Origin of the sequence: Stomatobaculum longum, from assembly GCA_000242235.1 — a bacterium.
Lineage (GTDB): Bacteria > Bacillota > Clostridia > Lachnospirales > Lachnospiraceae > Moryella > Moryella longum.
Genome location: JH590861.1, coordinates 551,422 through 577,442 on the forward strand (window position 1 = coordinate 551,422; position 26,021 = coordinate 577,442).

At 55.3% G+C, this 26,021-nt stretch carries 29 protein-coding genes; 6 read left to right on the plus strand and 23 right to left on the minus strand.

What is annotated here, in order from left to right; genetic code table 11:
• The first annotated feature begins 1 nt into the window (after nucleotide 1).
• Nucleotides 2-1,015: a helix-turn-helix transcriptional regulator gene (locus HMPREF9623_RS02495; protein WP_009532323.1), complete on the plus strand. Its 1,014-nt coding sequence runs from the start codon at nucleotides 2-4 to the stop codon at nucleotides 1,013-1,015.
• 51 nt (nucleotides 1,016-1,066) lie between these two features.
• Here HMPREF9623_RS02495 and HMPREF9623_RS02500 read toward each other — a convergent pair whose 3' ends face one another.
• From HMPREF9623_RS02500 to HMPREF9623_RS02545, 10 genes are all read right to left on the minus strand, one after another.
• Entirely contained in the window at nucleotides 1,067-1,639 is a 573-nt protein-coding gene (locus tag HMPREF9623_RS02500; RefSeq protein ID WP_009532324.1) for a nitroreductase family protein, read from the minus strand.
• A gap of 51 nt (nucleotides 1,640-1,690) precedes the next feature.
• Nucleotides 1,691-1,918 carry a hypothetical protein gene (locus HMPREF9623_RS02505; RefSeq protein ID WP_009532325.1) on the minus strand — a complete coding sequence of 76 codons (228 nt, stop codon included), beginning with the start codon at nucleotides 1,916-1,918 and terminating at the stop codon, nucleotides 1,691-1,693.
• A complete protein-coding gene (locus HMPREF9623_RS12140) occupies nucleotides 1,915-2,202 on the minus strand; it encodes a DUF3990 domain-containing protein (RefSeq protein ID WP_083826744.1) in 288 nt (95 codons plus the stop codon). The genes HMPREF9623_RS02505 and HMPREF9623_RS12140 overlap by 4 nt, the downstream gene beginning before the upstream one ends.
• Before the next feature lie 10 nt (nucleotides 2,203-2,212).
• Nucleotides 2,213-2,428 carry a DUF3791 domain-containing protein gene (locus HMPREF9623_RS02515; protein ID WP_009532327.1) on the minus strand — a complete coding sequence of 72 codons (216 nt, stop codon included), beginning with the start codon at nucleotides 2,426-2,428 and terminating at the stop codon, nucleotides 2,213-2,215.
• A 107-nt stretch (nucleotides 2,429-2,535) separates the two neighbouring features.
• On the minus strand, nucleotides 2,536-3,522 hold the full coding sequence (gene asrC / locus HMPREF9623_RS02520; protein ID WP_009532328.1) for a sulfite reductase subunit C: 987 nt from the start codon (nucleotides 3,520-3,522) through the stop codon (nucleotides 2,536-2,538).
• 19 nt (nucleotides 3,523-3,541) lie between these two features.
• Nucleotides 3,542-4,336 (minus strand): anaerobic sulfite reductase subunit AsrB, encoded by a 795-nt coding sequence (gene asrB, locus HMPREF9623_RS02525; RefSeq protein ID WP_009532329.1) that lies wholly within the window; start codon nucleotides 4,334-4,336, stop codon nucleotides 3,542-3,544.
• On the minus strand, nucleotides 4,329-5,363 hold the full coding sequence (gene asrA, locus HMPREF9623_RS02530) for an anaerobic sulfite reductase subunit AsrA (protein WP_009532330.1): 1,035 nt from the start codon (nucleotides 5,361-5,363) through the stop codon (nucleotides 4,329-4,331). The genes asrB and asrA overlap by 8 nt, the downstream gene beginning before the upstream one ends.
• Before the next feature lie 25 nt (nucleotides 5,364-5,388).
• Nucleotides 5,389-6,168, minus strand: a complete 780-nt coding sequence (locus tag HMPREF9623_RS02535; RefSeq protein WP_009532331.1) for an ABC transporter ATP-binding protein — start codon at nucleotides 6,166-6,168, stop codon at nucleotides 5,389-5,391.
• Nucleotides 6,165-7,118 (minus strand): FecCD family ABC transporter permease, encoded by a 954-nt coding sequence (locus tag HMPREF9623_RS02540; RefSeq protein WP_050806319.1) that lies wholly within the window; start codon nucleotides 7,116-7,118, stop codon nucleotides 6,165-6,167. Before HMPREF9623_RS02540 ends, HMPREF9623_RS02535 begins: the two co-directional genes overlap by 4 nt.
• Nucleotides 7,115-8,065, minus strand: coding sequence for an ABC transporter substrate-binding protein (locus HMPREF9623_RS02545; RefSeq protein WP_009532333.1), 951 nt, complete (start codon nucleotides 8,063-8,065; stop codon nucleotides 7,115-7,117). Before HMPREF9623_RS02545 ends, HMPREF9623_RS02540 begins: the two co-directional genes overlap by 4 nt.
• 162 nt (nucleotides 8,066-8,227) lie before the next feature.
• Between HMPREF9623_RS02545 and HMPREF9623_RS02550 the strand changes: the two genes are divergently transcribed.
• A complete protein-coding gene (locus HMPREF9623_RS02550) occupies nucleotides 8,228-8,953 on the plus strand; it encodes a Crp/Fnr family transcriptional regulator (RefSeq protein ID WP_009532334.1) in 726 nt (241 codons plus the stop codon).
• A gap of 307 nt (nucleotides 8,954-9,260) precedes the next feature.
• On the opposite strand, the gene HMPREF9623_RS02555 is transcribed toward HMPREF9623_RS02550, so the two are convergent.
• Nucleotides 9,261-9,728 (minus strand): hypothetical protein, encoded by a 468-nt coding sequence (locus tag HMPREF9623_RS02555; protein WP_009532335.1) that lies wholly within the window; start codon nucleotides 9,726-9,728, stop codon nucleotides 9,261-9,263.
• 659 nt (nucleotides 9,729-10,387) lie between these two features.
• Here HMPREF9623_RS02555 and HMPREF9623_RS02560 point away from each other — a divergent pair.
• The 3 genes from HMPREF9623_RS02560 to HMPREF9623_RS02570 all read left to right on the plus strand — a co-directional run bounded on the left by HMPREF9623_RS02560 (nucleotide 10,388) and on the right by HMPREF9623_RS02570 (nucleotide 13,753).
• Nucleotides 10,388-11,023 carry a GntR family transcriptional regulator gene (locus HMPREF9623_RS02560; RefSeq protein WP_009532336.1) on the plus strand — a complete coding sequence of 212 codons (636 nt, stop codon included), beginning with the start codon at nucleotides 10,388-10,390 and terminating at the stop codon, nucleotides 11,021-11,023.
• Nucleotides 11,024-11,189: 166 nt separating this feature from the next.
• Nucleotides 11,190-12,503, plus strand: a complete 1,314-nt coding sequence (locus HMPREF9623_RS02565) for an L-cysteine desulfidase family protein (protein WP_009532337.1) — start codon at nucleotides 11,190-11,192, stop codon at nucleotides 12,501-12,503.
• A 26-nt stretch (nucleotides 12,504-12,529) separates the two neighbouring features.
• The gene (locus HMPREF9623_RS02570) at nucleotides 12,530-13,753 is read left to right on the plus strand and encodes a dicarboxylate/amino acid:cation symporter (protein ID WP_009532338.1); all 1,224 of its coding nucleotides are present in this window, start codon (nucleotides 12,530-12,532) and stop codon (nucleotides 13,751-13,753) included.
• A gap of 95 nt (nucleotides 13,754-13,848) precedes the next feature.
• On the opposite strand, the gene HMPREF9623_RS02575 is transcribed toward HMPREF9623_RS02570, so the two are convergent.
• From HMPREF9623_RS02575 to secG, 12 genes are all read right to left on the minus strand, one after another.
• A complete protein-coding gene (locus HMPREF9623_RS02575) occupies nucleotides 13,849-14,901 on the minus strand; it encodes a hypothetical protein (protein WP_009532339.1) in 1,053 nt (350 codons plus the stop codon).
• Between the two features lie 275 nt (nucleotides 14,902-15,176).
• Entirely contained in the window at nucleotides 15,177-15,932 is a 756-nt protein-coding gene (locus tag HMPREF9623_RS02580) for a class I SAM-dependent methyltransferase (RefSeq protein ID WP_009532340.1), read from the minus strand.
• Entirely contained in the window at nucleotides 15,929-16,810 is an 882-nt protein-coding gene (locus tag HMPREF9623_RS02585; RefSeq protein WP_009532341.1) for a hypothetical protein, read from the minus strand. The genes HMPREF9623_RS02580 and HMPREF9623_RS02585 overlap by 4 nt, the downstream gene beginning before the upstream one ends.
• A 31-nt stretch (nucleotides 16,811-16,841) precedes the next feature.
• Nucleotides 16,842-17,690, minus strand: a complete 849-nt coding sequence (locus HMPREF9623_RS02590) for a hypothetical protein (protein ID WP_009532342.1) — start codon at nucleotides 17,688-17,690, stop codon at nucleotides 16,842-16,844.
• A gap of 194 nt (nucleotides 17,691-17,884) precedes the next feature.
• Nucleotides 17,885-18,781 carry a hypothetical protein gene (locus HMPREF9623_RS02595; RefSeq protein WP_009532343.1) on the minus strand — a complete coding sequence of 299 codons (897 nt, stop codon included), beginning with the start codon at nucleotides 18,779-18,781 and terminating at the stop codon, nucleotides 17,885-17,887.
• 169 nt (nucleotides 18,782-18,950) lie between these two features.
• Nucleotides 18,951-19,841 (minus strand): hypothetical protein, encoded by an 891-nt coding sequence (locus HMPREF9623_RS02600; RefSeq protein WP_009532344.1) that lies wholly within the window; start codon nucleotides 19,839-19,841, stop codon nucleotides 18,951-18,953.
• Between the two features lie 45 nt (nucleotides 19,842-19,886).
• Nucleotides 19,887-20,768: an L-serine ammonia-lyase, iron-sulfur-dependent, subunit alpha gene (sdaAA, locus tag HMPREF9623_RS02605; RefSeq protein ID WP_009532345.1), complete on the minus strand. Its 882-nt coding sequence runs from the start codon at nucleotides 20,766-20,768 to the stop codon at nucleotides 19,887-19,889.
• Nucleotides 20,769-20,779: 11 nt separating this feature from the next.
• Nucleotides 20,780-21,451 (minus strand): L-serine ammonia-lyase, iron-sulfur-dependent subunit beta, encoded by a 672-nt coding sequence (gene sdaAB, locus HMPREF9623_RS02610; RefSeq protein ID WP_009532346.1) that lies wholly within the window; start codon nucleotides 21,449-21,451, stop codon nucleotides 20,780-20,782.
• A 147-nt stretch (nucleotides 21,452-21,598) separates the two neighbouring features.
• Nucleotides 21,599-22,057, minus strand: a complete 459-nt coding sequence (locus HMPREF9623_RS02615) for a hypothetical protein (RefSeq protein WP_009532347.1) — start codon at nucleotides 22,055-22,057, stop codon at nucleotides 21,599-21,601.
• 184 nt (nucleotides 22,058-22,241) lie between these two features.
• Complete coding sequence (gene smpB, locus HMPREF9623_RS02620; RefSeq protein ID WP_009532348.1) at nucleotides 22,242-22,709, minus strand: SsrA-binding protein SmpB; 468 nt, start codon at nucleotides 22,707-22,709, stop codon at nucleotides 22,242-22,244.
• A gap of 20 nt (nucleotides 22,710-22,729) precedes the next feature.
• A complete protein-coding gene (gene rnr / locus HMPREF9623_RS02625; protein ID WP_009532349.1) occupies nucleotides 22,730-24,892 on the minus strand; it encodes a ribonuclease R in 2,163 nt (720 codons plus the stop codon).
• A gap of 90 nt (nucleotides 24,893-24,982) precedes the next feature.
• Nucleotides 24,983-25,219 carry a preprotein translocase subunit SecG gene (gene secG / locus HMPREF9623_RS02630; RefSeq protein WP_009532350.1) on the minus strand — a complete coding sequence of 79 codons (237 nt, stop codon included), beginning with the start codon at nucleotides 25,217-25,219 and terminating at the stop codon, nucleotides 24,983-24,985.
• 238 nt (nucleotides 25,220-25,457) lie between these two features.
• Here secG and ahpC point away from each other — a divergent pair, with 238 nt between their 5' ends.
• Nucleotides 25,458-26,021 (plus strand): alkyl hydroperoxide reductase subunit C, encoded by a 564-nt coding sequence (gene ahpC / locus HMPREF9623_RS02635; protein ID WP_009532351.1) that lies wholly within the window; start codon nucleotides 25,458-25,460, stop codon nucleotides 26,019-26,021.

Below are 26,021 nucleotides of genomic sequence, written 5' to 3' on the forward strand. Positions count from 1 at the left end.
TATGGCAGAAAATGCGCGACGCGGGGAACATCAGAAGCAAAAGCTCCTGTATCTCGCAAAACTTTTTACGGAGGAGACCGATGCGCAGCACGCGCTCAGCATGGCGGAAATCATTGAAAGGCTCGCAGACTGCGGCGTCAATGCCGATCGAAAGACCCTGTATCTGGACTTCGTGGAATTACAGGATTTCGGCATGGACATCGAAGCCGTGAAGGCGGGACGAAACACGCTATACCGCCTTTCATCGCGGCGCTTTGAGCTTCCGGAGCTTAAGCTCCTCGTGGACTCGGTACAGTCGGCCAAATTTATCACCGACAAAAAATCCAAGGAGTTGATTGCGAAACTCGAGTCCCTTGTGAGCCGGTATGAGGCAATGCAGTTGCAGCGCCAGGTCATCATCTCGGACCGCATCAAAACCATGAACACGAGTGTCTACTACAATGTGGACGCGATTCACGAGGCAATCAACGCCAGTTGTCAGATTCGCTTCAAGTACTTTCAGTGGAACCTCAAAAAGGAGATGGAACTCCGCAGAAACGGTGCCTGGTATCAGATCAGTCCCTGGGCACTCGTCTGGGACAGCGAGTACTACTATCTCGTCGCCTATGAGGCCGAGAGCGATAAAATCAAGCACTACCGCGTCGACAAGATGAAACGAATCTCTGTGGTTGAAGACAGGCGGCAGGGTCTCGAGCGTTTCCGGCAGTTTAACACGGCGCGCTATTCCAAGAGTCTCTTTGGCATGAACGGCGGCGAAGAGACCGTTGTGACACTCGAGGCGAGCAATGAAAAGGTCGGAATCCTGATAGACCGCTTCGGAAAGGACATCCCGATTATGCCGATTGATGAGGGACACTTTCGCTGCCATGTCACCGTCGCGGTGAGTCTCCTTTTCCTCGGCTGGATTATAGGACTCGGCGGCGATGTGAAGATAGTCGCCCCGCAGGCTGTCGTTGACCGGATGACATCCGAGGTGCAGCGCCTCGCCGCACAATATCCGCAAAAGAAGCCCTGAGACTAGGTCTCAGGGCTTCTTACCGGTTTACGCTGCTTCAAACTTCCGCCTTCAACGATAGAACTTCACTCTCTCTTCAATCTTCTCTTTCGCCTTGGGCTCCCGCTCTTCGACAATGCCGCCGAAGGGCATCTCAGCGAGCAGCTTCCAGCTCTTCGGGAGGTCAAAGAGCTCCCGCACGGTCTCATCAATCACGGGGTTATAGTGCTGCAAATTTGCGCCGATACCGAGTTCGCGGAGCCCACTCCAAATGTTGATCTGCAGCATACCGTTCGCCTGATTTGCCCAGACCGGGAAATTATCCGCATAGAGCGGGAACTTCTCCTGCAGGCTCTTTACAATGTTCTCATCGTAGAAATAGAGCACTGTCCCGGCCGCGGCCTTGAAGCCGTCAATCTTTTCCCGCGGAACCTTACCCTCAAAAGCCTCGTAAATCCGATCCCAGAGTTCATCCTGCTTCTCTCCGAGCGCCACTGCGACGCGCGCACTCTTCATGTTGAAGGCATCCGGAACGAGCTCTGTCGTCTCTTCGATGAGCGCCCGCACTGCGTCCTCCGAAACCGGAAGTTCCTTGTTCAATTGATAATAACTTCTTCTCTTTCTGAGCCCCTCATATACTGCCATGTAAAACCTCTCTTTCTAAGACTATCCCAGCCCTTACCGCGCGGTACCTCGTTATGCCGCAAACAGTTCCGGTTCCGTATTCAGAAGAATGCGAACCAATACCCTGTAATCCAGATATTGCACAGCATCAAGTCCTTCATAAATCTTTTCCGCCAGACGGCTGCGATAATAACCGTCCATCGCATCTTCCAGGGTAATTCCCTTGACTGCGGCAAGATGTGAAATCAAACGCTCTTCGAGTTCTTCCCGGTAGTATTTTTCCAGTGCATCACCGCTCATACCTCCACCTCCTCAAAAGCGCGAAATTTCAGAAGACGCTCCACAGCCGGCCGGGTAATAAACACAATCTGATCATAACCCGGATACACATGTATTTCTCGCAAGGCTCTCTCCTTATCCCAGATATCGCTGTGGCAGATATCGTTGTGGTACATGTCAACAACTCGAAACACCTTATCATTTGCTACTTTTCCTTTGATTACATCAAAATCAATCCAAGTATTTAAATCATCACCGAAGTCTTTGAATACCAGCCCGTCTCGCTCTTCTTTCAGTTCATAGATATATAGACAATCATACCTTTACCTCACGCGCCTTCAGATATTCCTCAATGTCCCGAACAATGTAAGCGGAACTCTGTGTATGCAGGATGTCATAATTCGGAAGCAAATAGCGTTCCGGACAAGCGCTCTTTTTCAGCGCTTGATACACCTCGGCGGGCACTACCTTCCAGCGATCCGCACGCACATGAATCATATATACGACAAACGAAAATTGATCTCGATCCATCCTGCTGCTCCTTTTCTCACTATTTTGCTTGTTTTGATTGTAGCAAAAACGCGACATAAAAACAGCCCCGCGTTTTCACGCAGGGCTGTCCTCTTTCTATAATCGACTCAGCCGCCGTAGCGGTCGTAGTGCTTGCCGCCCCAGTAAACCTGCTGGGCGACTTCCGCCTTCTCGCTGAGTGTCACATCCTTGAAGATGTACTCCTTGAACTTCTCGAAGCCGGTGCGGTCCACAATGTAGCCGATGTGCTCCTTGTGCTCAACCGCATCCGGATCGATGTACTCCTCGATGTAAGCGTAGGTATTTGCCGCGATGCGGAGAATGCTCTCCTCGTCACACCACTTGATGAAGTCCTCGGCGAGACGCGGGTTCCGCTTGCCGGTGCGGCCGAGCAGCACCAGACGGAAGTAATGCTCTTTGCTTCTCGTCCAGGCTCTGGTCGGGCAGTAGGTGATGCAGACACCGCAGCCGATGCACTTCTTCGTGTCGCGGACAATCTTGCCGTTCACGAGCGAGAGCGCGTTGACCGAGCGCTTTTTGCAGTACTTGATGCACTGCTCGCAGGCCACGCAGCGGTTCGGGTCGTACTGCGGCTCGGTCATACCGATGATGCCGAAGTCCGCCAGACGCACCTTTGCGCAGTCGTTCGAGCAGCCGGTGAAGGCCACCTTCACATGACGATCGTTCGGGAAAATCTCGTTTTCCATCTTCTGCGCAAACGCCGTTGTGTCGTAGCAGCCAAAGGGACAGAGTCTCGCGCCGGGGCAGGCAATCACGTTGCGCGTGCCCGATGCCGGATAGCCCTTGCCCTTTTCCGGCTGGTTGATGCGGAGCGAGTCAATGATCAGCTGCACTTCCTGATTGACCTTGTCCATATCCTCGAGGCGAATGCCCGGAATCTCGATACCCTGGCGATTCGTGATGTCGATCTGACCGTTTCCGTACTTCTCCGCAATCTCAACGACACGTCCCAGGGACTTCGCGTCGATGACGCCGCCCGGAATACGGATTCTGGAAGCCGTCTCCCCGCGCACCTTTGAGTAACGGAATGCATTTTTCTTCAGTTTTCCTAAATTGATATCTAAAGCTCCCATTTCTTCTCTCCGTTCTGACTCAGTCAATCATCTCTTTGGCTTCCACATAGTTGAACACCGGTCCGTCTAGGCAAATGTAGGTGTCGCTGACACGGCAGTGTCCGCACTTGCCGAGACCGCAGCACATCTTTCTCTCGTAAGAGACCGTGATATTCTCCTCTTTGAAGCCCTTCTTCAGGAGTTCAATGATCGTAAATTTCATCATCGGCGGCGGGCCGACCACAACGGCCTTTGCCTTTGCCGGATCCGCGAGCGGCAGGTCTGCGATATACTTTGTGACGAGGCCGATGTTGCCCTCGTACCCTTCCGGTGCGCCGTCCACGGTCAGAATCAGATTCAGCTTGTCCTTCCAATCCGCGAGATCATCGCGAAACAGCATGTCCGCGGGGCTACGGAAGCCTGCGATCACATATTTCTGCTTGGCATTCTCAAAGCCGCTCAGCGCCTCAATCACACCGCGCACCGGGGACACACCCGTGCCGCCCGCCACGACCACAGTCTCGCCGTCTTTATAGAGCTCGGTGTCAAAGCCGTTTCCGTAGGGGCCGCGGAGCAGGAGGGTATCGCCCTCATAGTTCTCAAAGACTTCGTTCGTCACGCGACCCACTTTGCGGATGGTAAGATCCACGAAGCCCTCGCCGATACCCGAGACCGAGATCGGCGCCTCGCCGTACTTTGGCATCGAAACCTCAAAAAACTGTCCGGGCTTTACTTCTTCCTCGCCCTTGTATTCCATCCGGAATGTGAACTCTTTCTCCGTGTGCCGGATAACTTCCAAAATCTTGGAAGGATAGGGAATATACGGATTACGCATTCTTGCTGCCCTCCTTTTCCATCTCTTCGACCGCAGCTGCCACCTTGTTTATGATGTTGGAGAAGCTGATGTACTCGCCGCAGATATCGTCGCAGCGACCGCAGCCCACGCACATGTCATAGCCGAAGCGCTTCCGGAAGTCGCGAATCTTGTGAAGGGTCTTGAAGCGCATGCGCTCGCCCTGTGTCTTCCGGTACTGACCGCCGCCCGCCACATTCGTATAACCGTCCACCATGCAGGAGCTGCCGACCCGGCGGCGCTCACCGACCTTGCCGTTGTCCGTGTAGTAGACGTCCTGCATCGTATAGCAGGAACAGGTAGGACAGGCGTAATTGCACCGTCCGCAGCCGATGCAGCGGGTGTTGTACTCATCCCAGAGCGGATGCTTCACGATTTCAATCGGGATAGTCTCCGGTACGGTGACGTGGACTTCGTTCTCGGTCACATGGCGCGGCACCACTTCCTCCTGTCGCTCGCTGCTCGCTGCAAATGCGCTACGCACCGCCTCTTCGAGCACGTTGATGCGGTAGTTCTCGTCAATCTTATCGACCGAGAAAGCGTAGCCGTCCTTTGTGATATTTGCTCCCATGTCCACACAGAAGCAGTTCTCATAGCTGTGGCCGCAACCGATCAGCACATAGTGAAGCTTCTCGCGGCGTCTCTGATAGAACCAGTCCTGCTCGCGCCCGTTGTGCAAGTACATGTCGTCGAGGCGCTTCATCGCCTGTAAATCGCAGCTCCGAAGGAAAAGGAGCACCGGTCTCGTGTCGATATCCGCCTCCTTACACTGCTCTTCCGTGAAGAAGAACAGGGTTTCCGAGAGCGGCGTCAATACCTCTTTTGCGGAGTAATCGGACTTCTCCTCGAGTTCAATCGGGCTTCCCTCTTCCACTTCGTCGTAAATCACTGCGTCAATGTCCGTGAAGCGCCCCGCTCCCTTTTTGCGGACCGGTGCAAAAATGCGGTACTCTTTCCGAAGTTCTTTCAGAGCGTCCTGAAATCCTTCTTCTGTCAGTATGTAACCCATTGAAATTCCTCCTTATGGAAAAATGTTAGTTCTGCAACTCATATGCGTAGAGGGCATTCCCGGAGTTTGTCTTCCCGAGGCAAATGCCGAAACAGCGCCGCAGGGTATCCCGCTCTTCGAGCAGTTCCTCCGGTGTCCCGGAGAGTATCATGCGTCCCTCGTTCATGACGAGAATCCGGTCGCTCACTGTAAAGCTGAGTGCGAGGTCATGGGAGGTCATCAGCACGCCCTTGCCTGCTGCCGCGAGATAGCGCACCAGCTCGACCGTTGCCTTCTGGTGGGCTATATCCATATAGGATGTCACCTCGTCCAGCAGAAAAAAGGCCGGATCCTGGGCAATCAGCATCGCGAGAAACGCGCGCTGCCTTTCGCCGCCGGATAAAGCGGGCACAAGCTTATCGCCGTACGCCGCGAGGTCCGCAATCCGGAGTGCCGCCGCAATCTGCTCTCTGTCGCTCTCCCCGAGCGACCGGAACATCTTTTTCCGGCGAAAACAACCGTGTGCCACCAGCGTCCGCACATCCATGTGCGGGGCTGTGAGTGTCTGCGGAAGGTACCCGATACAGGCCGCGCGCTCTTTCGGCAAAAGTGTTCTGAGCTCCCGCTTGTCGCAGCGTATGCTGCCCCGATACGGCAAGAGTCCCACGAGTGTCTTTAAAAATGTGGACTTGCCGGAGCCGTTTTTTCCGATCACAGTCGTTATCTTGCCCGCGGAAAAGGTCTCCGCCGCAATCGAAATGACAGGCGGCTCGCCCCTCTCTCCCGGCGCGGCATAGCCCGCTGTCAGCTCTCTGATTTCAATCATATGCCACGCTTTCTGTGCATCAGCATCCAGATAAAAAACGGCGCGCCGAGAAGGCTTAAGAGCAGCCCGACCGGTAGCTCATAGGGGTAAAAGAGACGCCGCGCCAGAAAATCGGCCGCGATCAGCAGGGCGCTGCCGTAAAGCCCCGAGAGCGTGAACATCTGCCGCGCCGACATCCGCCCCGCAAAAAAGCGCCGCAGCACATTCGGCACAATCAGACCGAGAAATCCGATCAATCCGCCGATACAGACCGCCGCAGCCGCAAGCACGGTCGCGGTCACCATCGTGAGCAGGCGATGTCTCGCCACGGATAATCCCAGTCCCTGTGCGACCTCGTCGCCGAGCGCAAAAAGATCTATGCCGCCGCCGAGCAGGGCTCCCGCGAGAAGCCCCGGCAGAATAAAAACCGCCGAAAAGAAAAGTCCGTCATACTGTAAGCCCGCAAAGCCGCCGAGCGTAAAAGCCTGCCTGTCCGCAACCGCATGCGGGAAGAACGTCACGAGACCGTTCACCGCCGCGCCCATGAGCGCCGATACCGCAACGCCGGAGAGCACAATCACACTCCGGCTGTAGCCCGCCCTTCTCGCAATCAGCAGTACTAGCAAAATCGAGAGTAGCGCCCCGAGAAAGGCCAGCACAAAGCGGGCTGCCGTCACCGCCGGAAACAGAAGGGCGGCGAGCAGCGCAAACAGTCCCGCGCCCGCGTTGACACCCATGACACTCGGGGAAGCAAGTGTGTTGTGCAGCGCTTCCTGCATGAGATAGCCCGACGCCCCGAGCGCTGTCCCGGAGAACAAGGCTCCGAGGGTGCGCGGCACCCGCACATAGCAGAGAATTCTCCGCACATCCCCCGCCGCGCCGTGCAGGCCGAAGAACACCGAAAACCAGGTGAAAAGCAGAGTCAGCGCAATCCCAAACAGGAGCGCGGACACAAAGGATCCTTTTCTCACTGCTTTGCCGCCGTACCCCCGAGAAGCTCCGCGAGCTTTGCATAGGCTTCGCCCCAGCGCGCATTCGGCTTATACTGGAACAAGTCCTTCGGCAATACAGCCGTGTGGCCGTCCTTAACAGCCTTCAGCTGGTCGTAGGCAGGCTGTCCGCCGATCAGCTCCTGGTAGACTGCCTCTGCCTCCTTCGGCTCTCCCTGAAAAATCACGAATAAATAGTCCGGATTTGCCTCCGTGATACCCTCCATGCTGAGCTGATCCAAAAGACTTTCGGGCGCGGCATTCGTGAGTCCGAGATCCTCAAGCATCGCAACCGTAAAGTGATCGGACTTTAACACCTTGGTCTTTACCGCGGAAGCCCGGATGACGAGGAAGGTCTTTCCCTTGATTTCGCTAGGCAGCGCAGCCTTGACGCTGTCAATCTTCTGCTGCACCGCCGTGACATTCTTCTCGTAGAGATCCGCGCGACCGGTCTCAGCGGTAAAGCTCTGCATCACCGACGCGTAATCGGCAAAGTTATTGATGTCGACCGCCTGACAGCGGACACCGGCCGCCTCCAGTGTCTTCCGCACTTCGCGCTGTGCCGGAATGTCCGGCGCCGTCAGCACGAGTGCCGGGTGCAGTGCGAGAATCGCTTCCGCGCTCGGCGCCGAAAGTTTGCCGACCGAAGTGCACGCCTTCGAGATTCCCTCGAGATCCATCGCATCGTCGGTCGCGCCGACCAGATTTCCGCCTGCGAGCAGCCACATCTCACCGACCGAGCGGGACAGTGCCACCACGCGCGAATCCGCCGAGAGCCCTTCCTCTGCCGCCGCAGCCTGAGAACTGCTCTCCGCTTTCGCGGCTGTCGTCGTCTCTGTCTGCTGTTTCCCGCCGCAGGCGACACAGAACAGAATTCCGAACAATAGACATAGTGCCAAATGCAGCCAATTTTTTTTCTTCTTCATCATCTTCCTTTCTCCGAAACACAAGCCGAGGGGCGGCAAGATTGTTATTTCTATAACAATCTTCTCCGCCCTCTACCATCTTCTCACAATTCAGTTTATACTAAAGGAAAAAGCAAACTGTTTCCTATGCAACAGTTTTTTGTTGGTCTTGTATGAGGTATCACAATGGAATCCGCTGAATTCAGCTTAGAGGCCTTAACCCGTTTTCCGCTCTTTGAGGGACTCACCGCCGGTGAGCTCGAAGCACTGCTCCCCTGTCTGGACGGCTACATCCGCTCCTATCCGCGGAATAGCTTCCTGATTCTCGATGAGGACACGGTCCCCTATGTCGGAATGCTGCTCTCCGGCATGATTTTCATGCTGAAGGAAGATGAGAACGGCCACCAGTCTTTCTTAAATTACATGATGCCGGGCGACCTCTTCGGCGAATCTTTTTCGCTCCGCAAGAAAAAGACGCCGGCCCATGTTTCCTTTCTCGCCGCGCGGAACGCGACCGCTCTCTTTTTGCCGCTCGGAAAAATCATGCGAAGCTGTGAGCATCGCTGTCGCTTTCACCGCATCATGACCGAGAATATGTATGAGCTCCTCGCAAAGAAAAACGGGCAGCTCATGCAGACACTTGACATTCTCTCAAAAGACACGCTCCGGGAGAAAATCCTCTCCTACCTGCACCTCCGTCCGGAAGGACTTCAGACACCACCCGGGCTGCCGCCGACAGCCGCCGTCGCGCAGACCGTAGATCTCCCCCTCAACAAGTCGGAACTCGCGCACTACCTGAATGTGAACCGGAGCTCGCTCTGCCGCGAGCTTGCCGCAATGGAGAGGGAAGGCCTGCTCTCGGTCTCCGGAAACCGCTACACGCTCTTCGCTCCCTGCAGAAAAACACCGTGAGCCTACAAAGCACAGTACAGCATCTGTTCTTCATCTTCTTTCGAACGAAATACCTCGGCCCGTTACGGTTACCGCTCCGCTCTCGCCCACACGGCAAATTTGCACCCATATAGTTTGTCTGTTGTCGCTTCTCACACAGGCGGATTGACCGTAAGCCGCAAAAAAGCCCCGGGACTTGCGTCCCGGGGCTTTTTTGCAAAACCGAACCCGGCTTCTACCCGCCTCGATTTTATTCCGTCCGAACTTCACGCGGCCTTGTCTCGGCGCATACTGTCGCTTCGTACTGTGCGATACCCGGTACTCTGCCTCAGAGACCAGCCTTAAAGAACTTGCGGAATTCTGCGACTTCCGCCGTGGACTGGGTAACTGCGACGGAGTACTTCGCCGAAGCCTTGATGCCCGGATCATAGGTGATGGGCTCCAACTGATAGTGAACACCTTCCTTGGACGCCGAGCAATAGCCGGTCCAGCTGGACGCGATTTTGCCGCCGTTCTCCTTATTGAAGACCTCGGCCTCGCCCCACTCGGTAAGTTGCGCGTTTACCGGCACAATCACAACTTCACCCGGCTTGTAGCCCACAATGTAATTACTGTGCACATTGACCTCCACAACGACTGCGTTGTGCGAATCCTGCATGTGGCAGTAAATCAGCGTGTAGGCATCTCCGTCCGCAACCAGCGAGTTGAAAATCTCCCGCATTTTTGCCTTGTTCTTCCGGTTGTCCTCATCGGACGCTCCCGTCAGCGCCTTCTTTAACAAATCCTTTAAACCCATCTCTCTTTCCCCCTTCTTTTTCCCTGTCCGCCTCAATTTCTTGCAGAAACACTAACTTTTATTATACGACAAAAAAGTCTAAATACAAACAAAAGCTGACCTCTCTTTCCGCTCTGCGGGAGCACACTTCTCATACGCCCGCAAACCTCTGCCTCCGATCAAAAACAGTTTATCGTAACTCCCCTTATCCGACACCCGGCGCCGCGCAGCAGACAGCTTCCCTGAGGCATACCGTGCCAGTGCGTCTACCTGCATTCGCTCTTCGTATACGCGCGGAATGTTCCAGAAACATGCGGTGCAGGCGGGGATACCCGCATTCAGGCTCCGCACAGAAGGCAATGTTCTCGAGCCGTTCGGCACAAGCGGCTACATATCCCCTCCGTGCGGCAGACGGCGCGTTCCGAGACCTGCCGTGCGGTGGACTACCTGCAGCCACACGCCGTGCGGAGAGCAACGTTTCCAAGACACTCAGCGCAAGTGACTGCCCGCATTTACCCTTCGTACAGCAGACAGCGTTCCGAGACCTGCCGTGCAGTGAGGCTACCAGCAGCCACACGTCCCGTACAGAAGGTAAAGATGGAACCGGTAGAAGATTTCCCCTTTCATACTCTCCGCTGTTTTCGGTATAATAAAGTTCATCAGGGAGGTAAGCGTAAACTATGGAGAAATACACAAACCTCAAAGAAATGGTCTACAATGCGGTTCTTCAAGAGATTATCTCCGGCAAGTATCAACCCGGCGATATTCTGAACGAAAAGAAACTCATTGAGAAATACGAAGTCAGCAAATCTCCCGTTCGGGATGCTCTGATTGCTCTCTGCGCGGACGGCGTTGTCCAGAGCATTCCGCGCTACGGCTATGAAGTCATACGCCTGACACATATCGACATCTATGAAATGCTCCAGTACCGGGAATTTCTGGAGAGCGGTGCGTTGCGCGAGAACTACAAGCGCTTCGGCGAAGCCGAAATCGAGCTGCTGAAACTGCTGAACCGGAATTGTCAGCGGGATGATGTGGATCCCATTCAGCACTGGCGCTTCAACATGGACTTCCACGAAAAACTGATGGAGTTTTGCGGCAATACCTTTATCACGATGAATGTAAAGCGCTGCATGTCACGCCTGCTCCGCGCCTATTCCCAGCTCTACTGGAACAGGCGCGCCGACCGCCTCCTCTCCTATGACACGAAACATCACGAATTGATCATCGCCGACCTCGCCAGGAAAGATCCGGAGGCACTCGTGCGGGACATCCGCGACGATCTCCGCGACTTCGGCGGGTATATGGGCCTCTGAGCCGAAGCACTGTCTGTTCTGTTGACTCCCCTCTTTCCTGTCCCTGCGGGAAAGAGGGCCTTTTTATGTTTTCTCCATTTTTCTTATAATTTTTACAGGCTTTTTCGTCAAAATCACTTGATTCTGATAATATCAGTGGTATTATCATTGTGAGAGGAGGCCTGTTATGTTCGTTGAAAATCCGGAATCGTTTAGCAATTACACAGCAATCCTGCAGGAAGAGCTGGTGCCCGCAATGGGCTGCACCGAACCGATTGCAATCGCCTATGCCGCGGCAAAGGCGAAGGAACTGCTGGGGGAGGAGCCGCTCCACATCACGGTGGACTGCTCCGGCAACATCATCAAAAACGTAAAGGGCGTCACCGTGCCGAACTCGGGCGGGCAAAAGGGCATCAAGGTTGCCGCGACCCTCGGCATCACCGGCGGGCAGGCGGACAAGAAGCTCGAAGTCATTTCCGCCGCGGATGACAGCGCACGCGCGCGCTGTCGGGAGCTCGTAAACGCCGGCTTTTGTGAGGTCAATTTTGCGGAAGATGTCCCGAATCTCTACATCGCCGCAAAAGTCCGCGGCAGCGCGCACACGGCGGAAGTCGTGATTGCGGAGCACCACACCAACATTGTCCGCATGGCGCGTGACGGCGTCACGGTCTTTGAGCAGGCAAATGCCGCCGCTTACCCGGAAAATGCCGCCCTTTCAAGCGCCGACCGCAGCAAAATGACCCTACGGGGACTGCTCGACTACGCCGCCCGGGTGGATCTCTCGGAAGTCAGCGAACTTCTCGAGCGACAAATTCGCTATAACCGGGCCATTTCCCAGGAGGGACTCGACAACGGCTGGGGCGCCCGCATCGGCAAAACCATGCTGGAAAGCTGGGGCAGCGATGTGAAGACCCGGGCGATTGCGTGGGCGGCCGCCGGTTCCGACGCCCGCATGAGCGGCTGCGCCCTGCCGGTCGTCATCAATTCCGGCTCCGGCAACCAAGGCATCACCGTGACCCTTCCGGTTCTGGTCTATGCAGAGGAATTTCAAGTCTCAAAACAGAAATTGTACCGCGCGCTGCTCGTCAGCAACCTGGTGTCTATTTACATTAAACACTTTATCGGCCCGCTCTCCGCTTTCTGCGGTGCCGTCAGTGCAGCCTGCGGCGCAGGCGCGGCAATTACTTACATGGCAGGAGGTGATGAAAAACGCATTGCCTGTACGATTACCAACACCCTCGGCAATGTCGGCGGCATTGTCTGCGACGGCGCAAAACCGAGCTGTGCGGCAAAGATTGCTTCTTCGGTGCACGCGGCGATTCTGGCCTACCAGATGAGTATGCGCGACCAGCAGTTCCAGCCCGGCGAGGGCATCGTAGAGGAAGATGTCGAAGAGACCATACGGAATATAGGCTACATCGGTAAAGTCGGCATGAAACCCACCGACCACGAGATTCTGAATGTCATGATTGACAAAGTTGATGTCAATGCTTGCGTCTGAGCTTCAAACATAAGGAGGGAGTTTTTATGGAAAAGAAGGGCTTTCTACACAGTTTGCCGTTCCGGCTGGTTCTTGCACTCATCATAGGTCTTGTCGCCGGACTCGCCATGAACGGAATGGAGGATTCCGCGCTGCTCACCGGCATCCTCAATGTTGTTGTCACCGTCAAATACATTGCCGGTCAGTTCATCAGCTTCTGTGTCCCGCTGATTGTCATCGGTTTCATTGCACCTTCGATCACGCGCATGGGCAATAACGCGTCCCGCATGCTCGGTGTCGCGCTGTTAATTGCCTATGTCTCTTCGATCGGCGCGGCCTTCAGCTCGACGATTGCGGGCTTTTCGATTTTGCCGCATCTCTCGATTAACCCGAACGTGGACGGACTCCGCGAGCTCCCGGATGTCATCTTCCAGCTGCAGATTCCGCCTGTTATGACCGTTATGACCGCTCTCTTCTTCTCGGTCACGGTGGGTCTCGCGGCAGTCTGGAACCATGCGGAGTACACAACCAACCTGCTCGAAGAATTCCAGAAGATTGTGCTCTCGATTGTCACGAAGTTCCTGATCCCGGTGCTCCCGCTCTTAATCGGCACGACCTTCTGCACCCTCGCCTATGAGGGCAGCATCACAAAGCAGCTTCCGATTTTCCTGATTATCATTGTGATTGTGATGATCGGCCACTATCTCTGGCTGACCCTGCTCTACGGCATCGCGAGCGTCTACTCCGGTCGGAACGGCCTGAACATTCTGAAGCACTACGGCCCCGCCTATATGACCGCAGTCGGCACCATGTCTTCGGCCGCGACGCTCTCCGTCGCACTGCAGTGCGCGAGAAAGTCGGAGCCCACGCTCCGCGATGACCTCGTGGATTTCGGCATTCCGCTCTTTGCGAACATCCATCTCTGCGGCTCCGTGATGACAGAGACCTTCTTCGTGATGGCAGTCTCGAAGATGCTCTACGGCGAATTCCCGTCCGTCGGCAAGATGGTGCTCTTCTGTCTGCTGCTCGGTGTCTTCGCAATCGGCGCACCCGGCGTGCCCGGCGGCACCGTCATGGCGTCCCTCGGTCTGATTACCGGCGTGCTCGGCTTTGACGAGACCGGCACGGCGCTCATGCTGACCATCTTCGCACTGCAGGATTCCTTCGGCACCGCCTGCAATGTGACCGGCGACGGCGCTCTGACCCTGATTCTGACCGGCTACGCGGAAAAGCACGGCATCAAAGAGGCAAAACTCGGCGACGTGCTGTGAAAACACGCTTTCCGGATAAAAAAAGCTCCCGTCCTGATAGGACGGGAGCTTTTTTCGTTTCCGACATTCCGCTCGGCATTGCGTTCAAAACTTTGTCACTCTACACCGACCGTAAAGGTCTGCTCAAATAAGACTTCGGTCGTGAAATAGTCCGCCGGTTCTACCTTCAGCGTAAACTCCGCTGTCTCGACCTTGGAAATTTGATTCTTCTCGAGATCGGACTTGCGCCACCTGATACTCGCAAACATTCTCTCGTGCGCGTTGATTCCTTCGATGCAACCGGCATCCGTCATATAGCCGTTGACAGAGGTCTTTTCCATCAAGAAACGCACCGCGCTGTCACCGGGATTTTCAACGTAAAAGTCCATTGAATAGTTGCCGAGCTCATTGTACCCGGCGCCGATCATCGTCACCTTCAGCGTATCATTGTCCACAATCACCCGGTCATTCTCACCGGGCGCCCTCTCAAAGCGAATCCCGCTGTTTTCGCCGTGGGGGTAAATGTGAACCACATCCGGTTGGTCTCTCCTTGCAACGCGATTCGCTATGTCCTCGACCTCAAAGGTCAGCTTCAGATCGCCGAAATCCTGCATCGTATAATTGCGGGTGCCTCTGAGATACAGCACTTCATTGGCTTTCTTGCCCGCCGTGACATCCGTAAACATAACGCCGTTCAGATCTAAATCATCACCTTTTACCGACCTGATCATAAAATTCAGCGTCTTATCCGTCGTCTTATTCTCGTAAGCCACGCGGATTGCGCAGCGATTGTCCGCCTCAAAATCTATGCCGCTGACCGTAATCGAATACATTTCATTGTCCGCCGCGAGGACGGGCTCTATCGCCTCGCTTTTTGCCTTCGCGGTCGTCTGCTCGCCCGCCTGCTTCGGCTTTACCTTGTTCTTACTCTCTGTCTCCCTGTCCGCAGCCTTGTCGCGCTTACTCTCGCTTTTTTCGCTGCGATTTCCCCTCTCGACATCCAGACTCGCGTTCTTTTCGATGTCCCGGCTCTCATCCTCATCGTCCTCGTCCGCCTGCTCGGTCGAGACCCGATTCGCCTTCTTCGCGCTCTTTTTCTGCTCGCAGGCGCTAAGAGAAACTGTCAGTGCCAACCCCAGTGCAAGTGCCAGTGCAATCCGCTTTCTCATCCGTTTGTCTCTCCTTTTGTATTGTCAAAACAAGTACCGGCTGTATGAAAAAATCATAGCATTATGTCACAAGTATTTCAACAATATATTTTACTATACTTCTCAATTTTGCTGTATTTTAATTTGTTTTGTCAATTGCAAAAGAGTGGGAATTCTGCATATTGTTGCTGTATCTGCGAAAGACGAAGTGCTACCTCTCCCCTCTTCCTTCCCGGCAAACAAAATCACCGCCCGCGCTGCCCTATGCCGCGATGGGAGGTGATGCCCTGTCTGCCTTATGCCTTGACCGCCCTGGTCAAAATGAAGGTCGGGATGTTGTACTCGAAAAACGGCCCGGCTTCGTTCGTATCTTCCAATATGTCTTTTAAAAGAAAACCCGCTTTTAGCTGTCCGCCGATCTGTTCTTCCAGCGTATGCGAAAAGACCAGCGCCATATCCTCTGCGAGCAGTTCCTGTCTGAGGGCCTCATCTTTTAACGGATTAAAGGGAAGGCGCCGCTTGAGAGTCGTATCTTCCTCGCCCCAAAAAGCCCAGTAAATTCCGGTGTCGAGTCCTGCCAGAAAGACGCCGCCCGGTTTCAGCACGCGGTATATCTCGGCGAATATCGGCAGCACCTCTTCGACATAGTGATTGGAAACCGGGTTCACTACAAAGTCAAAACTCTCATCCGCAAACGGAAGCCGCTCGGTCATATCTCCCTTGCAGAGCTGAATCGAATACCCTTCCCGCTCGCTCACAAGCCGATCTGCGGTCAGTTGTTCTTCCGAAAAATCCAACAGCGTGCAGGCTGCGCCGAGGGCCGACAAGATCGCCATCTGCTGTCCGCCGCCCGCCGCAAGGCCGAGCACCTGTTTTCCCTTGCAGTCCTCATACCAGGAAAACGGCACCTTCCTGTTCGGTGTGAGCGTCAGCATGGCTTCTCCGCGCGCCGCCGCGCGGAACTCTGCCTCTGTGAGAGGCTTCATCCAGGGCAAATCGTACTTTTCCTTCCAGGCATTGATGCTGGCCTCGTTTTGACCGGTATACTTCATGCTTCCTCCCCTGCCGTCACGGTGAATGTCTTTTCGAAGGTCGGTTCGTCAAAGAAGTACCGCCCCTCCCCGGCCCGCAGTGTGAATTCGAGCTTCTTCACTTCCGTAAGCTGATATTTCTTCAGTTCCTCTTCCTCACAGCTAACGGTCAGGAAGGTCTTTTCCCCGACGTCCAGGTTTTCGTCAAAGCTCTCGTGCATCATGCAGTCGTCGGCGGAGACATTGTCAAACTCGAAGAAATAAGGCTTGTCACCGATGTTTTCGAGGTAGAGGTTTGCACAGTACGCGCCGTCCTCAAATCCTGTCTTCAGCAGGGTCACCCGGAAATTTTCATTTTCTTCGAGCACCCGCTCGTTTTCTCCGGCACGACGCACAAAGCTCGTGCCGCTCCCCTTGCCGTAGGGGTAGATGTGAAACACATCCGGCGTATCGCGGCGCGCGCCGATATCCGCCGCGTCCTCGACATCGAAGGTGAACTTTAAGTCATGAAAGTCCCACATATCATAGTTCGGGTTCTCGCGGAACACCACCTGCTCTTTGACTGTCTTTCCGGCCTTCACTTTCGGGGTGCAGTAGGCCTCGAGGAGCAGGTCGTCGCCGCTCACCGCTGTCATCCGGAATAAGAGTTCCTTATCGTCTGTCTTATTTTCAAGGCTTAGGTTCACTATGTACTGATTGCGCTTTCCCTTCTCGATGCCCTCCACGGTAATCGCATACCACTCCTGATCGACTGCGAGAAAGGACTCGATTTGCGGCGCTGTCGCATGCTTTCCGCTGTCCGCGCCGCTCTTTTTTGCCGTGCTCTGCTTTTGCGCGCAGGCGCCGAGCGTTACCGCAAGCGCCAGAACGAGCGCCGCTGCCAACCGCTTTTTTCCCATGCTGTACCTCCTGTCGGGTCTGCTGCCTTGTTCAGGGCTTCAAACGAATCGTGTCGTCAAAGAGCAGCGCGCTCGAAATGTTCTTTCCGTCCGTCACCTTGAGCGAAAACTCTGCGTCGTGCACCGCCGTAATCTGATTCTCCTCGATCTTCGATTTGCTGAAGCGCAGCGTGTCGAAGCGCCGCTCGCCGGGTTCCAGATACACGGTCATGACATTCGCGATCATTTTGCCGTTCAGCGACGGGTAGTCGATCGCAAAACGCATCTCTTTCTCGCCGTTATTTTCGAGATAAAAGTGCATCAGATAGTTTTTTCTGTCGTTGAATTCGCCGCCAAGGAAGACCACCTTGAAGGTTTCCTCTTCCGCAATCACTTTATCATGCTTTTTCGCCTGCCGCTCAAAGCGGGCGCCGCTGTTCCCGCCGTGGGGGTAGATGTGCACTTCGTCCTGCTGATCGCGGCGGGCAAGCGGGTCCGCCTCGTCCTCCACCTCAAAATCGAGCCGGATGTCGCGGAAGTCCGAGAACGCGTAATACGGCGATTTGCGAAACTCGATGTTCTCTTTGACGGTCTTGCCGGGCGCAAGCTCTGCGCCGAGATAGCTGTCCAGCACCAGCTTGTCGCCGCTTGCGTGCTCGAGCGAAAACTTGAGGGTCTTATCCGCTGTCTTATTCTTCAGGGTCACGAGAACCGCATACGCCCCGTCTTCTTCGGCCTGTATGCCATCCACAGCAATCGAATACATCTCCCGATCCGCCGCGGTGAAGGGCTCTAAGGCTATGGTTTCCGCTGTCTCCGCCCGCTTCTCTGCCTTCTGTCCGCAGGCGCTCACGGAGAGTGCCAGTGCGAGCAGGATTGCCGCGCTCCGGTATCTTTTCATCTGCCTTCCTCCTGTTGCTCTTTCGTGTGCCGCTGCCGCGGCACCGATTCCGGCTGTGCACGCAACTATTCTCAAAAAGCATACCACGCTCTCAACATTTCATACAAGTATTTATATACTTAAGATTTATAATTTGATATTTCTCCTAACAAAAAAGCAGCCGTCCTCCGGCTGCTCTTTTGTTGTTTTCTTGTTTACGGCGTGACGGTATAGGTCTTATCGAGGAGCGGTCCTCCCGCAAGATTGTCGACATCCTGCGCCCGCAGATTGAACTGCAGCTCCTTAATCTCCGCCTCCGGCATCGTGAGATCCTGATACGTGAGTACTCCGAACAGGGACTGCCCCGGTCCCACCTCAAAGTACTGCGTTGTGCTACGCGTCTGTCCGTTCACGCTCCCCTTTTCGCTGTTGATAGAGAGCCGCTTGTTTGTCTTATTCCGGAGATAGAAAAACACATTCTCGTTACCGAATTGGTCCTGCTTGCACTCTGTCACACCCGCTTCAAAAATCTCATTGTCATCGAGCGGCTTGTAGCTATCATTCGGCGCAAAGACATAGCTCACCTCCTTGTTCTCGCCGTAGGGGTAAATGTGGAACACATCGGTCTCCCCCTTCTGATTCTGCGCATTGCTATCCCGAATCGCAAAGCGGAAGGTCAAATCGCCGAAACTCTTAAGGCTATATGTGCTGTTCTTTTGGAAGATCAGATTGACCTGCTTTTCCTGTCCGGGCTCTACGGTCTCGCTGATTCCGCTCGTTGTGAGCACAATGCCGTCGCCCTCCAGGTTCAGAAGCACAAAGACATAGCTCTTGTCCTCACTCTTATTCTGCAAGCTGAGCTGCAGGTATTCCTGATCCTCGCCGACATTTCCGTAGTTGACGACTTTGACGCCGTAGTCTTCCTTGTCCACGGCCTGAAACGGAGTAATGCGGAATTCGGCTTTCACCTGCTTCTCGGTTCCGGCCCCGCTCTCTGCGGTTTCTGTCATCTCAGTTGTCTCTGCGCTCTCTTTGGCCGCTTTCTTGCCGCCGCAAGCCGTCAGGGAAAGTGCCAAAATACATGCCAGTGCAAGTGCCGTGCGTCTCTTCATCCCTCAGTCTCCTCCGTTTTGCGATGCCTGTCACTTTACCGAAAAAGCATAGCACGCGGGGGCTGACTTTACAATACAGCCCCCTTCATCTAATCTTCCGTCCGCCTGTGACAAAGCCTTTGCTTGTCGCCCGATACAAAAAGGCAGCCCCTCGGGACTGCCTTACGGTTTACGGTTCCACGGTATAGGTTTTTTCGAGCGCAGGATGCTCCGACATCACGAAGGTATTTCCCTCGTCCACAAAGAGGTTGAAGCTCAGATTTTGAATCTCCTCGACCTTCGTGTCCTCGACATAGGAATGATCCCAGAAAATCGGGATGAACGCAACTTGTCCCGCCCCCACAACATGGTAGTTATTCATTTCAATCGGGATGCCGTTGACTGCGCCGCCCTGAATATACAGGGTAATCAGCTTATCGGAGCGGTTCTCGAGATAGAGGTTCAGGACGTAATTGCCGTACTTGTCCTTCGTGACACCGGTGTTTGTCGCCTTGAAGTACGCGTTCTCATCGAGGAGCTTATCGCCCTCCTTTTCCTTCCAGGTATAGTGAACCTTGCTGTTTTCTCCGTTCGGGTAGATGTGGAACACCTCATCCTTTTCCGGCGTATAGACCGAGAGCTTCGAATCCTGAACCAAGAAACGGAACTCGAGGTCGCCGAAATCCTGAAGTTTATAGTTCGGGTTTGTCCGGATCGGGAGCTGCACCGGAACCTCCTGCCCCGGCTCCACGACCTTGTTAATCGGGCCGTAGAGGCGGATGCCGTCTCCGGTGAAGGAATCCAAGAGGAAGCGATACGATACCGTCTCGCTTTTGTTCTGCAGCGTGAAGGAAATGAACCCATTGTCGATCTCGTCCGTCATATACCCGTCGACACGGATGCCGTAATCCTGCTTGTCGACGGCCTGAAAGGGCTGGATGGTAAAGGGCTTCTCTGCCTCGCCGCTCGTCTCGCTTGCCGCTACGGTCTCGCTCTTGGTCTCCGCTTTTTTGCCGCCGCCGCAGGCAACGAGCGGAAGCGCAAGGCTCAGCGCAAGGGTCCATGTCACAAATCTTTTCATATTTTCCTCCTGTTGTCCGTGTGTTCTATGGTCGCGTTCTCCGGCTTACTCTTTTCCGAAGACCTGTTCCCTCAGTCTTTTTCCGGTCGGCGTTGTCGCAAGACCGCCTCCCGCGGTCTCCTTCAGATCGGACGACATGCGGTCACCGACCTCTTTCATCGCCGTGATGCACTCATCCGCCGGAATCTTTAGGCCGATGTCGGCGAGTGCCATATCGGCGCAGGCGTAGGCGAGAATCACACCGGCCGCGTTCCGCTTGATGCAGGGTATCTCGACCAGTCCCGCGACCGGGTCGCAGACCAGGCCCAGTTCATTCACAATGACCATGCCGAGTGCATCCGCGCACTGCGCGGGCGTGCCACCCATAAGCTCGACCAGCGCAGCCGCCGCCATACCGGCCGCGGAACCGCACTCCGCCTGACATCCGCCCTGCGCGCCCGCAATGCAGGCGTTGGTCGCAATGACCATGCCGAAGGCCCCCGCTGTGAAGATGGACATCACGACATCGCGCTTCGAAAAATTCCTGTCCTCGTACATCGGCACGAGACAGCCCGGCAAAATGCCGCAACTGCCCGCAGTCGGCGTCGCGACAATGCGTCCCATGGCCGCGTTACAGTTGCTCACCGCAAGCGCGCGCGCCATGGCCTTGGTCATGAGGCTGCCCGTTAAGCCGCCCTTATGCTCGGCGTACTGCTTCATGCGGTAGCCCTCTTCGCCGGTTAAGCCCGAGCGCGAAATTCTGCCGGGCTGCTGTCCCCAGTCCGCCGCCTCGATCATCACATCAAAGTCCTTCTCCATCTCCCGATACAGCTCTTCTTCCGTGATGCCGAGCTGCTGCGCCTGGTCTTTCAGACAGAGCTCGCTGATTTTAAGGCCTGCCTTCTCGGCCACCTCCACGATTTCCCGAATGGAATTGTACTGAATCATTCTGCCCTCCGTCAGCCAAGCGCGCGAATCAGAATGGCGCGCTCCACATTTTTGATGTTATTGAGATCCTCAATCACGCTCTCCGGCGGCATCTGGTCGAGTTCCAGCATCATGAGTGCCTCACCGCCCTTTTCCTTCCGGCTCAGACGGAAGTTGCCGATATTCAGGTCGCCGTACTTCTCGTACATGAGATGGGTGACCGCCGCAATCACGCCCGGGCGATCGAGGTGCAGAATTAAGAGGGTGTTGTTATCGCCGGTGAAATTTACCTCCATGCCGTCGATATTCGTGATCTGAATGTTGCCGCCGCCTATGCTTGCACCCTCGACCATTCCCTGCTTGCCGTTGTCGCACTCGTAGTAGACGCGCGCCGTGTTCGGATGCGTGCCCGGAATATCCTCCGGCACAAATTCATAAGAGAGACCGCGCTCTGCGGCAATGCGCATCGAGTCGCGGAGCTCCTCCGACCAGCTGTAGTAGCCGAGTATCCCCGCGAGAATCGCGCGGTCCGTGCCGTGTCCCTGATAGGTGCGCGCGAAGGATCCCGAGAGCTGAATGCACACGCGGACAATGCGGGCATCGCCGGCGAGTTTATTGACAACGCGCCCGATGCGGCACGCGCCGGCCGTATGCGAGCTCGAAGGCCCTATCATCACGGGCCCGATGATATTGAAAATATTCATGTGTTTTACTCCTTGTGACAGTTGAACTTTGGTGATTCTGCTGCCAGTTACAGTGTACCACAGCGCGTCAAACTTTTCTGCCAAAAGAAGTTTCCGGACAAAAAAACAGCCCCGGTTGCCCGGAGCTGTTCGCGATTTCTATGATTCTCAAGCCTTCTTGACGGAGACAACCATGCCCTCGAAGGGATTGGTCTCGGAAATCGTGCCCGTGTAGGTAACGGTGACCTTGTCGCCTGCCTTGACATCGGAAAGGCCTTCCGGTGCCTTGCCCTGCTCGAAGGTGAACTGATAAGCCGTGCCCTTCTCATCGACAAGCGTGAATGCAAAGTCCTTCACCTCGTCAAGCGTGCCGACCATCGTGGACTCCTTGGCATCAGCTGCCTTGTCATCCTTCTTGGAAGCATCAGCCTTGGTCTCGCCAGCCTTGGTGGTCTCGTCCATCTTGGACTCCCCAGCCTTGGTGGTTTCGCCGGCCTTGGTCTCGACAGAAGACTCCTGCTTTGCTGCAGTGGTCTCTTCCTTCTTGCTACCGCCGCAAGCGGTGAATGCAAGAGCTGCTGCTGCAACAGTTCCTAACACAAGTGCGCGAACTACATTCTTCTTCATGATTTTATCCTCCTTTGTATGCCCGCGGAAAACTCCGCTTGCAATGAAAACAAGTATAGCGTTTTATTTTTGAAAAACAAGCGCTTTTTGCGATTCTTAAAGAAGTTTATCTTTTTTTTAGCGTTTTCCGCGCCGGTGGCGAAAACAATTGTCTGAAAATATCAGGTTATCACTGACTATCGTTTTAATATCGCACGCTTCCCTTGAAATTCCGCTCCAAATCCCGTCTCGCGTCATTTTTCGCGATGGTCGCGCGCTTGTCATACTTCTTTTTGCCCTGTGCGAGGCCGATCTCCACTTTGACGAGTCTGCCCTTCAGGTACACTTCGAGCGGCACGAGCGTGAGTCCTTTCTCCTTGATGGTGCCGATCAGGCGGCGGATTTCACTCTTATGCATGAGCAGCTTCCGCACGCGGAGCGGGTCTTTGTTGAAAATATTTCCCTTCTCATAGGGGTTGATGTGCATCCCGTAAATAAAAATTTCTCCGTTCCGGATATCAACCCAGCTTTCCTTCACGGAGCAGTGCCCCATACGAAGCGCCTTGACCTCCGTGCCGAAAAGCTCGATTCCGGTCTCAAAAGTCTCAAGAATAAAATAGTCGAAGCGGGCTTTTTTATTGTTTGCGATGAGTTTTTTGCTCTCTTTTCCCATGCCTCTCCTCTTCTCCTCCTTTAATCCTCCTCGTCCGCCGGAAGCGCCGGTTCGGGGATAAAATCGACGGTGCGGAGCAGCCTGTCGGCACCGGTCACGCGGACGCGGAGCGGCTCGCCGAGGCGATAGCGCTTCTTCGTGAACTCACCGACCAGCTCGGCCTTCTCCTCGTTAAACTGATAGCGGTCGTCCCGCAGTTCCGAGACCCGTATCATGCCGTCCACGGTGTTTTTGAGTTCCACATAGATGCCGTAGCGCGTCACGCCGCTGATGATGCCGTCGAATACTTCGTTGATGTGCTGCTCCATGTACTCGCACTTCTTGAACTTCACGGCATCCCGCTCGCACTCCTGCGCTCTCCGCTCGGTCTTGCTCGCCTGCTCGGCGACACCGGGCAAAACAGCGCGGTAGTGCTCCGTGCGCTTTGCGTTCATGCCGTTTCGCAGATGCTCCTTGATGATGCGGTGTATCTGGAGGTCCGGATAGCGGCGAATCGGCGAGGTAAAGTGCGTATAGTAACGGGAAGCCAGACCGAAGTGCCCGACGCAGTCCACCGAATAGCTGGCCTGCGTCATGGTGCGGAGCGCCATGCGGCTCACCAGGTCTTCGGTCTCGGTGCCCTCGACGCGGAGCAGGAGCTTTTGAATTTCGCGCGGCGTGACCTCTCCGTTTTTGAGCGGCAGGTTCAGGCCGAAGTTCGCGACAAAGGTCTTTAAGACCTGCAGCTTCTCGGTCGTCGGGGCCTCGTGAATGCGGTATACGAACGGAATGTGCTTTAAACAGTAGGTCTTTGCAACCGTCTCATTGGCCGCGAGCATGAAGTCCTCAATGAGGCGGGTCGCCTCGTTCCGCTCATAGGCGCGGATTTCGAGTGGCTTGCCGGCGGGGTTCAAAATCACCTTGCTCTCCGGGAAATCAAAGTCGATATAGCCTCTCTCGCTGCGGCGCTCCCGGAGTGCGCGCGCGAGGTCATCCATCTCCTCGAGCATCGGCACGAGCTCCGCATAGTGCTCGCAGAGCTCCGGCTCGTGGTTCGTGACAATCTGATTGACCGTCGTATAGGTGAGACGGCGGTCGGAGCGTATCACCGACTCGCAGATATCGTGCCTCACCTGTTCGCCGGTCGGCGTGAACTCCATGAGACAGGAGAGCGCGAAGCGATCCTCGCCCTCGTTCAGCGAACAGATGCCGTTCGAGAGTGCGACCGGCAGCATCGGAATCACGCGGTCCGGAAGATACACGCTGGTGCCGCGGTTTAAAGCCGTGCGGTCCAGTGCCCCGCCCTCTCTCACATATTCGCTGACATCCGCAATGTGTACGCCGAGCAAAAGGTTGCCGTTCTCGAGGCGGTCGAGCGAAATCGCATCGTCCAGATCCTTCGAGTCTTCGCCGTCAATTGTGACCGTACAGAGCGCGCGGAGATCCCGGCGCCCGCTGAGCTCTGTCTCCTCCGTCTTGCCGCGCTTTGCGACATGCGCTGCCTCAATCAGACATTCCTCGGAAAAGCTGTCCGGAATGTCAAAGCTGCGCACAATCGAGGTCAGATCGACCCCCGGCGCCGTCGCCCGGCCCAGCAATTCGGTGATGCGCCCCTCGAGCGCCTCGCCCTTCTCCTTCGGATAGCGCGTGATTTCGACCACGACCTTCTGGCCCGTCTCCGCGCCGAGTGACTCCTTCTTCGGGACAACGACATCCGCCGCAAAGCGCGCGTTGTCCGGAATCACGACGCCGCCGTTGTTTTCGCGCCGGTAATAGCCGACCAGACGGCTCACACCGCGCGCCACGATCTCCACGACGCGCCCCTCGCGGCGCTCGAGCTGCTGCCCGCGCGGAATCAGAATGCGGACGGTGTCGCCCTGCAGCGCGCCCCTCGTCTTGTCGCGGGGGATAAAGACATCGTGTTCCTCGCCGGGAATGCGGACAAAGCCGAAGCCCTTCGCATTTGCCGCGAAGATGCCCTCCTTCTCCTCCTTTTCCGGTTTCCCATACTTGCCGCTCTTCGAGATGCGGATTCTGCCCTCCCGCACGAGGGCACTGAGCGTCTCCTCGAGATCCCGCCGCTTGGACTTCGGCACATCCAGAAACAATGCGATTTCCCGGAGGCGCATGGGCTGATACATCGGGTCTTCCATCAACTTGAGCAGCACCTTTTCTCTCTTCTTCAATAACTCTTCGTGCGTCATACGCTCCCGATTTCTCCTCTTTCTTTGAATCTGTCGCCAAAAAGACCGTGAAAAAAAGCCCCCGCGCGTTCTGCGGGAGCTTCCTCTCTTTTACTTTATCAAGTTCAGTGCAAATGCAAGGGCGAGGAACAGCACCGCCGCAACTGCCGTGAGCTTTTCAAGTGTTCCCTCCACCGAGCGCCCGCGAATCTTACCCCAGTAAGAATCCGCAATGCCACCGATTGCACCAAGTCCCTGATCTTTTCCCTCCTGCATCAGAACGACACCGGAGAGAAACACGCAGACAATGACAAAAACAATGGATAAAATTCTGTTTAAAATGATCATCCCGTTCCTCCAGCCTGTGCCGCAATTCGTCTGAATGCGGACACATTTTTCGATATAATACCACAAATGTTGCGGCGGGACAAGGATTTCTCGGAAAGTATACATTCAGACAAAAATAGGAATTATTATTGACATTTGAGTAAGACATGGTAGACTATAGCTAAGATGATTTTAAGTCATCTACCCTTTATAAGTTAGTTCTAATTCACGTTCACAGTTCATACAAGGAGGAAACCACATGTCCCTTATCGGCAAGGAAATCAGCGATTTCAGCGCACAGGCGTTCCAGAACAACAGCTTTAAGACCGTGAACCGCGAGGATCTCCGCGGCAAGTGGAGCGTCTTCTTCTTCTACCCGGCGGACTTCACCTTTGTGTGCCCGACCGAGCTCGAGGACCTCGAGAACAACTACGCTGCCTTCCAGAAGGCAGGCTGTGAGATCTACTCGGTCTCCTGCGACACCCATTTTGTCCACAAGGCTTGGCACGACCACTCCGAGAAGATCTCGAAGATTACCTATCCCATGCTCGCGGACCCGACCCAGGCACTCGCGCGCGACTTTGAGGTCCTGATTCCGGAGGCAGGCCTTGCGGAGCGCGGCACCTTCATTGTGGATCCGGATCTTAAGATTGTCGCTTACGAAGTCAACGCGGGCAATGTGGGCCGCAACGCGGAGGAGCTGCTCCGCAAAGTGCAGGCTTGCCAGTTTGTCCGCGAGCACGGCGATGAGGTTTGCCCGGCAAAGTGGACCCCCGGCGCGGAGACCCTGAAGCCGAGCCTGGATCTCGTCGGTGCCCTGTAA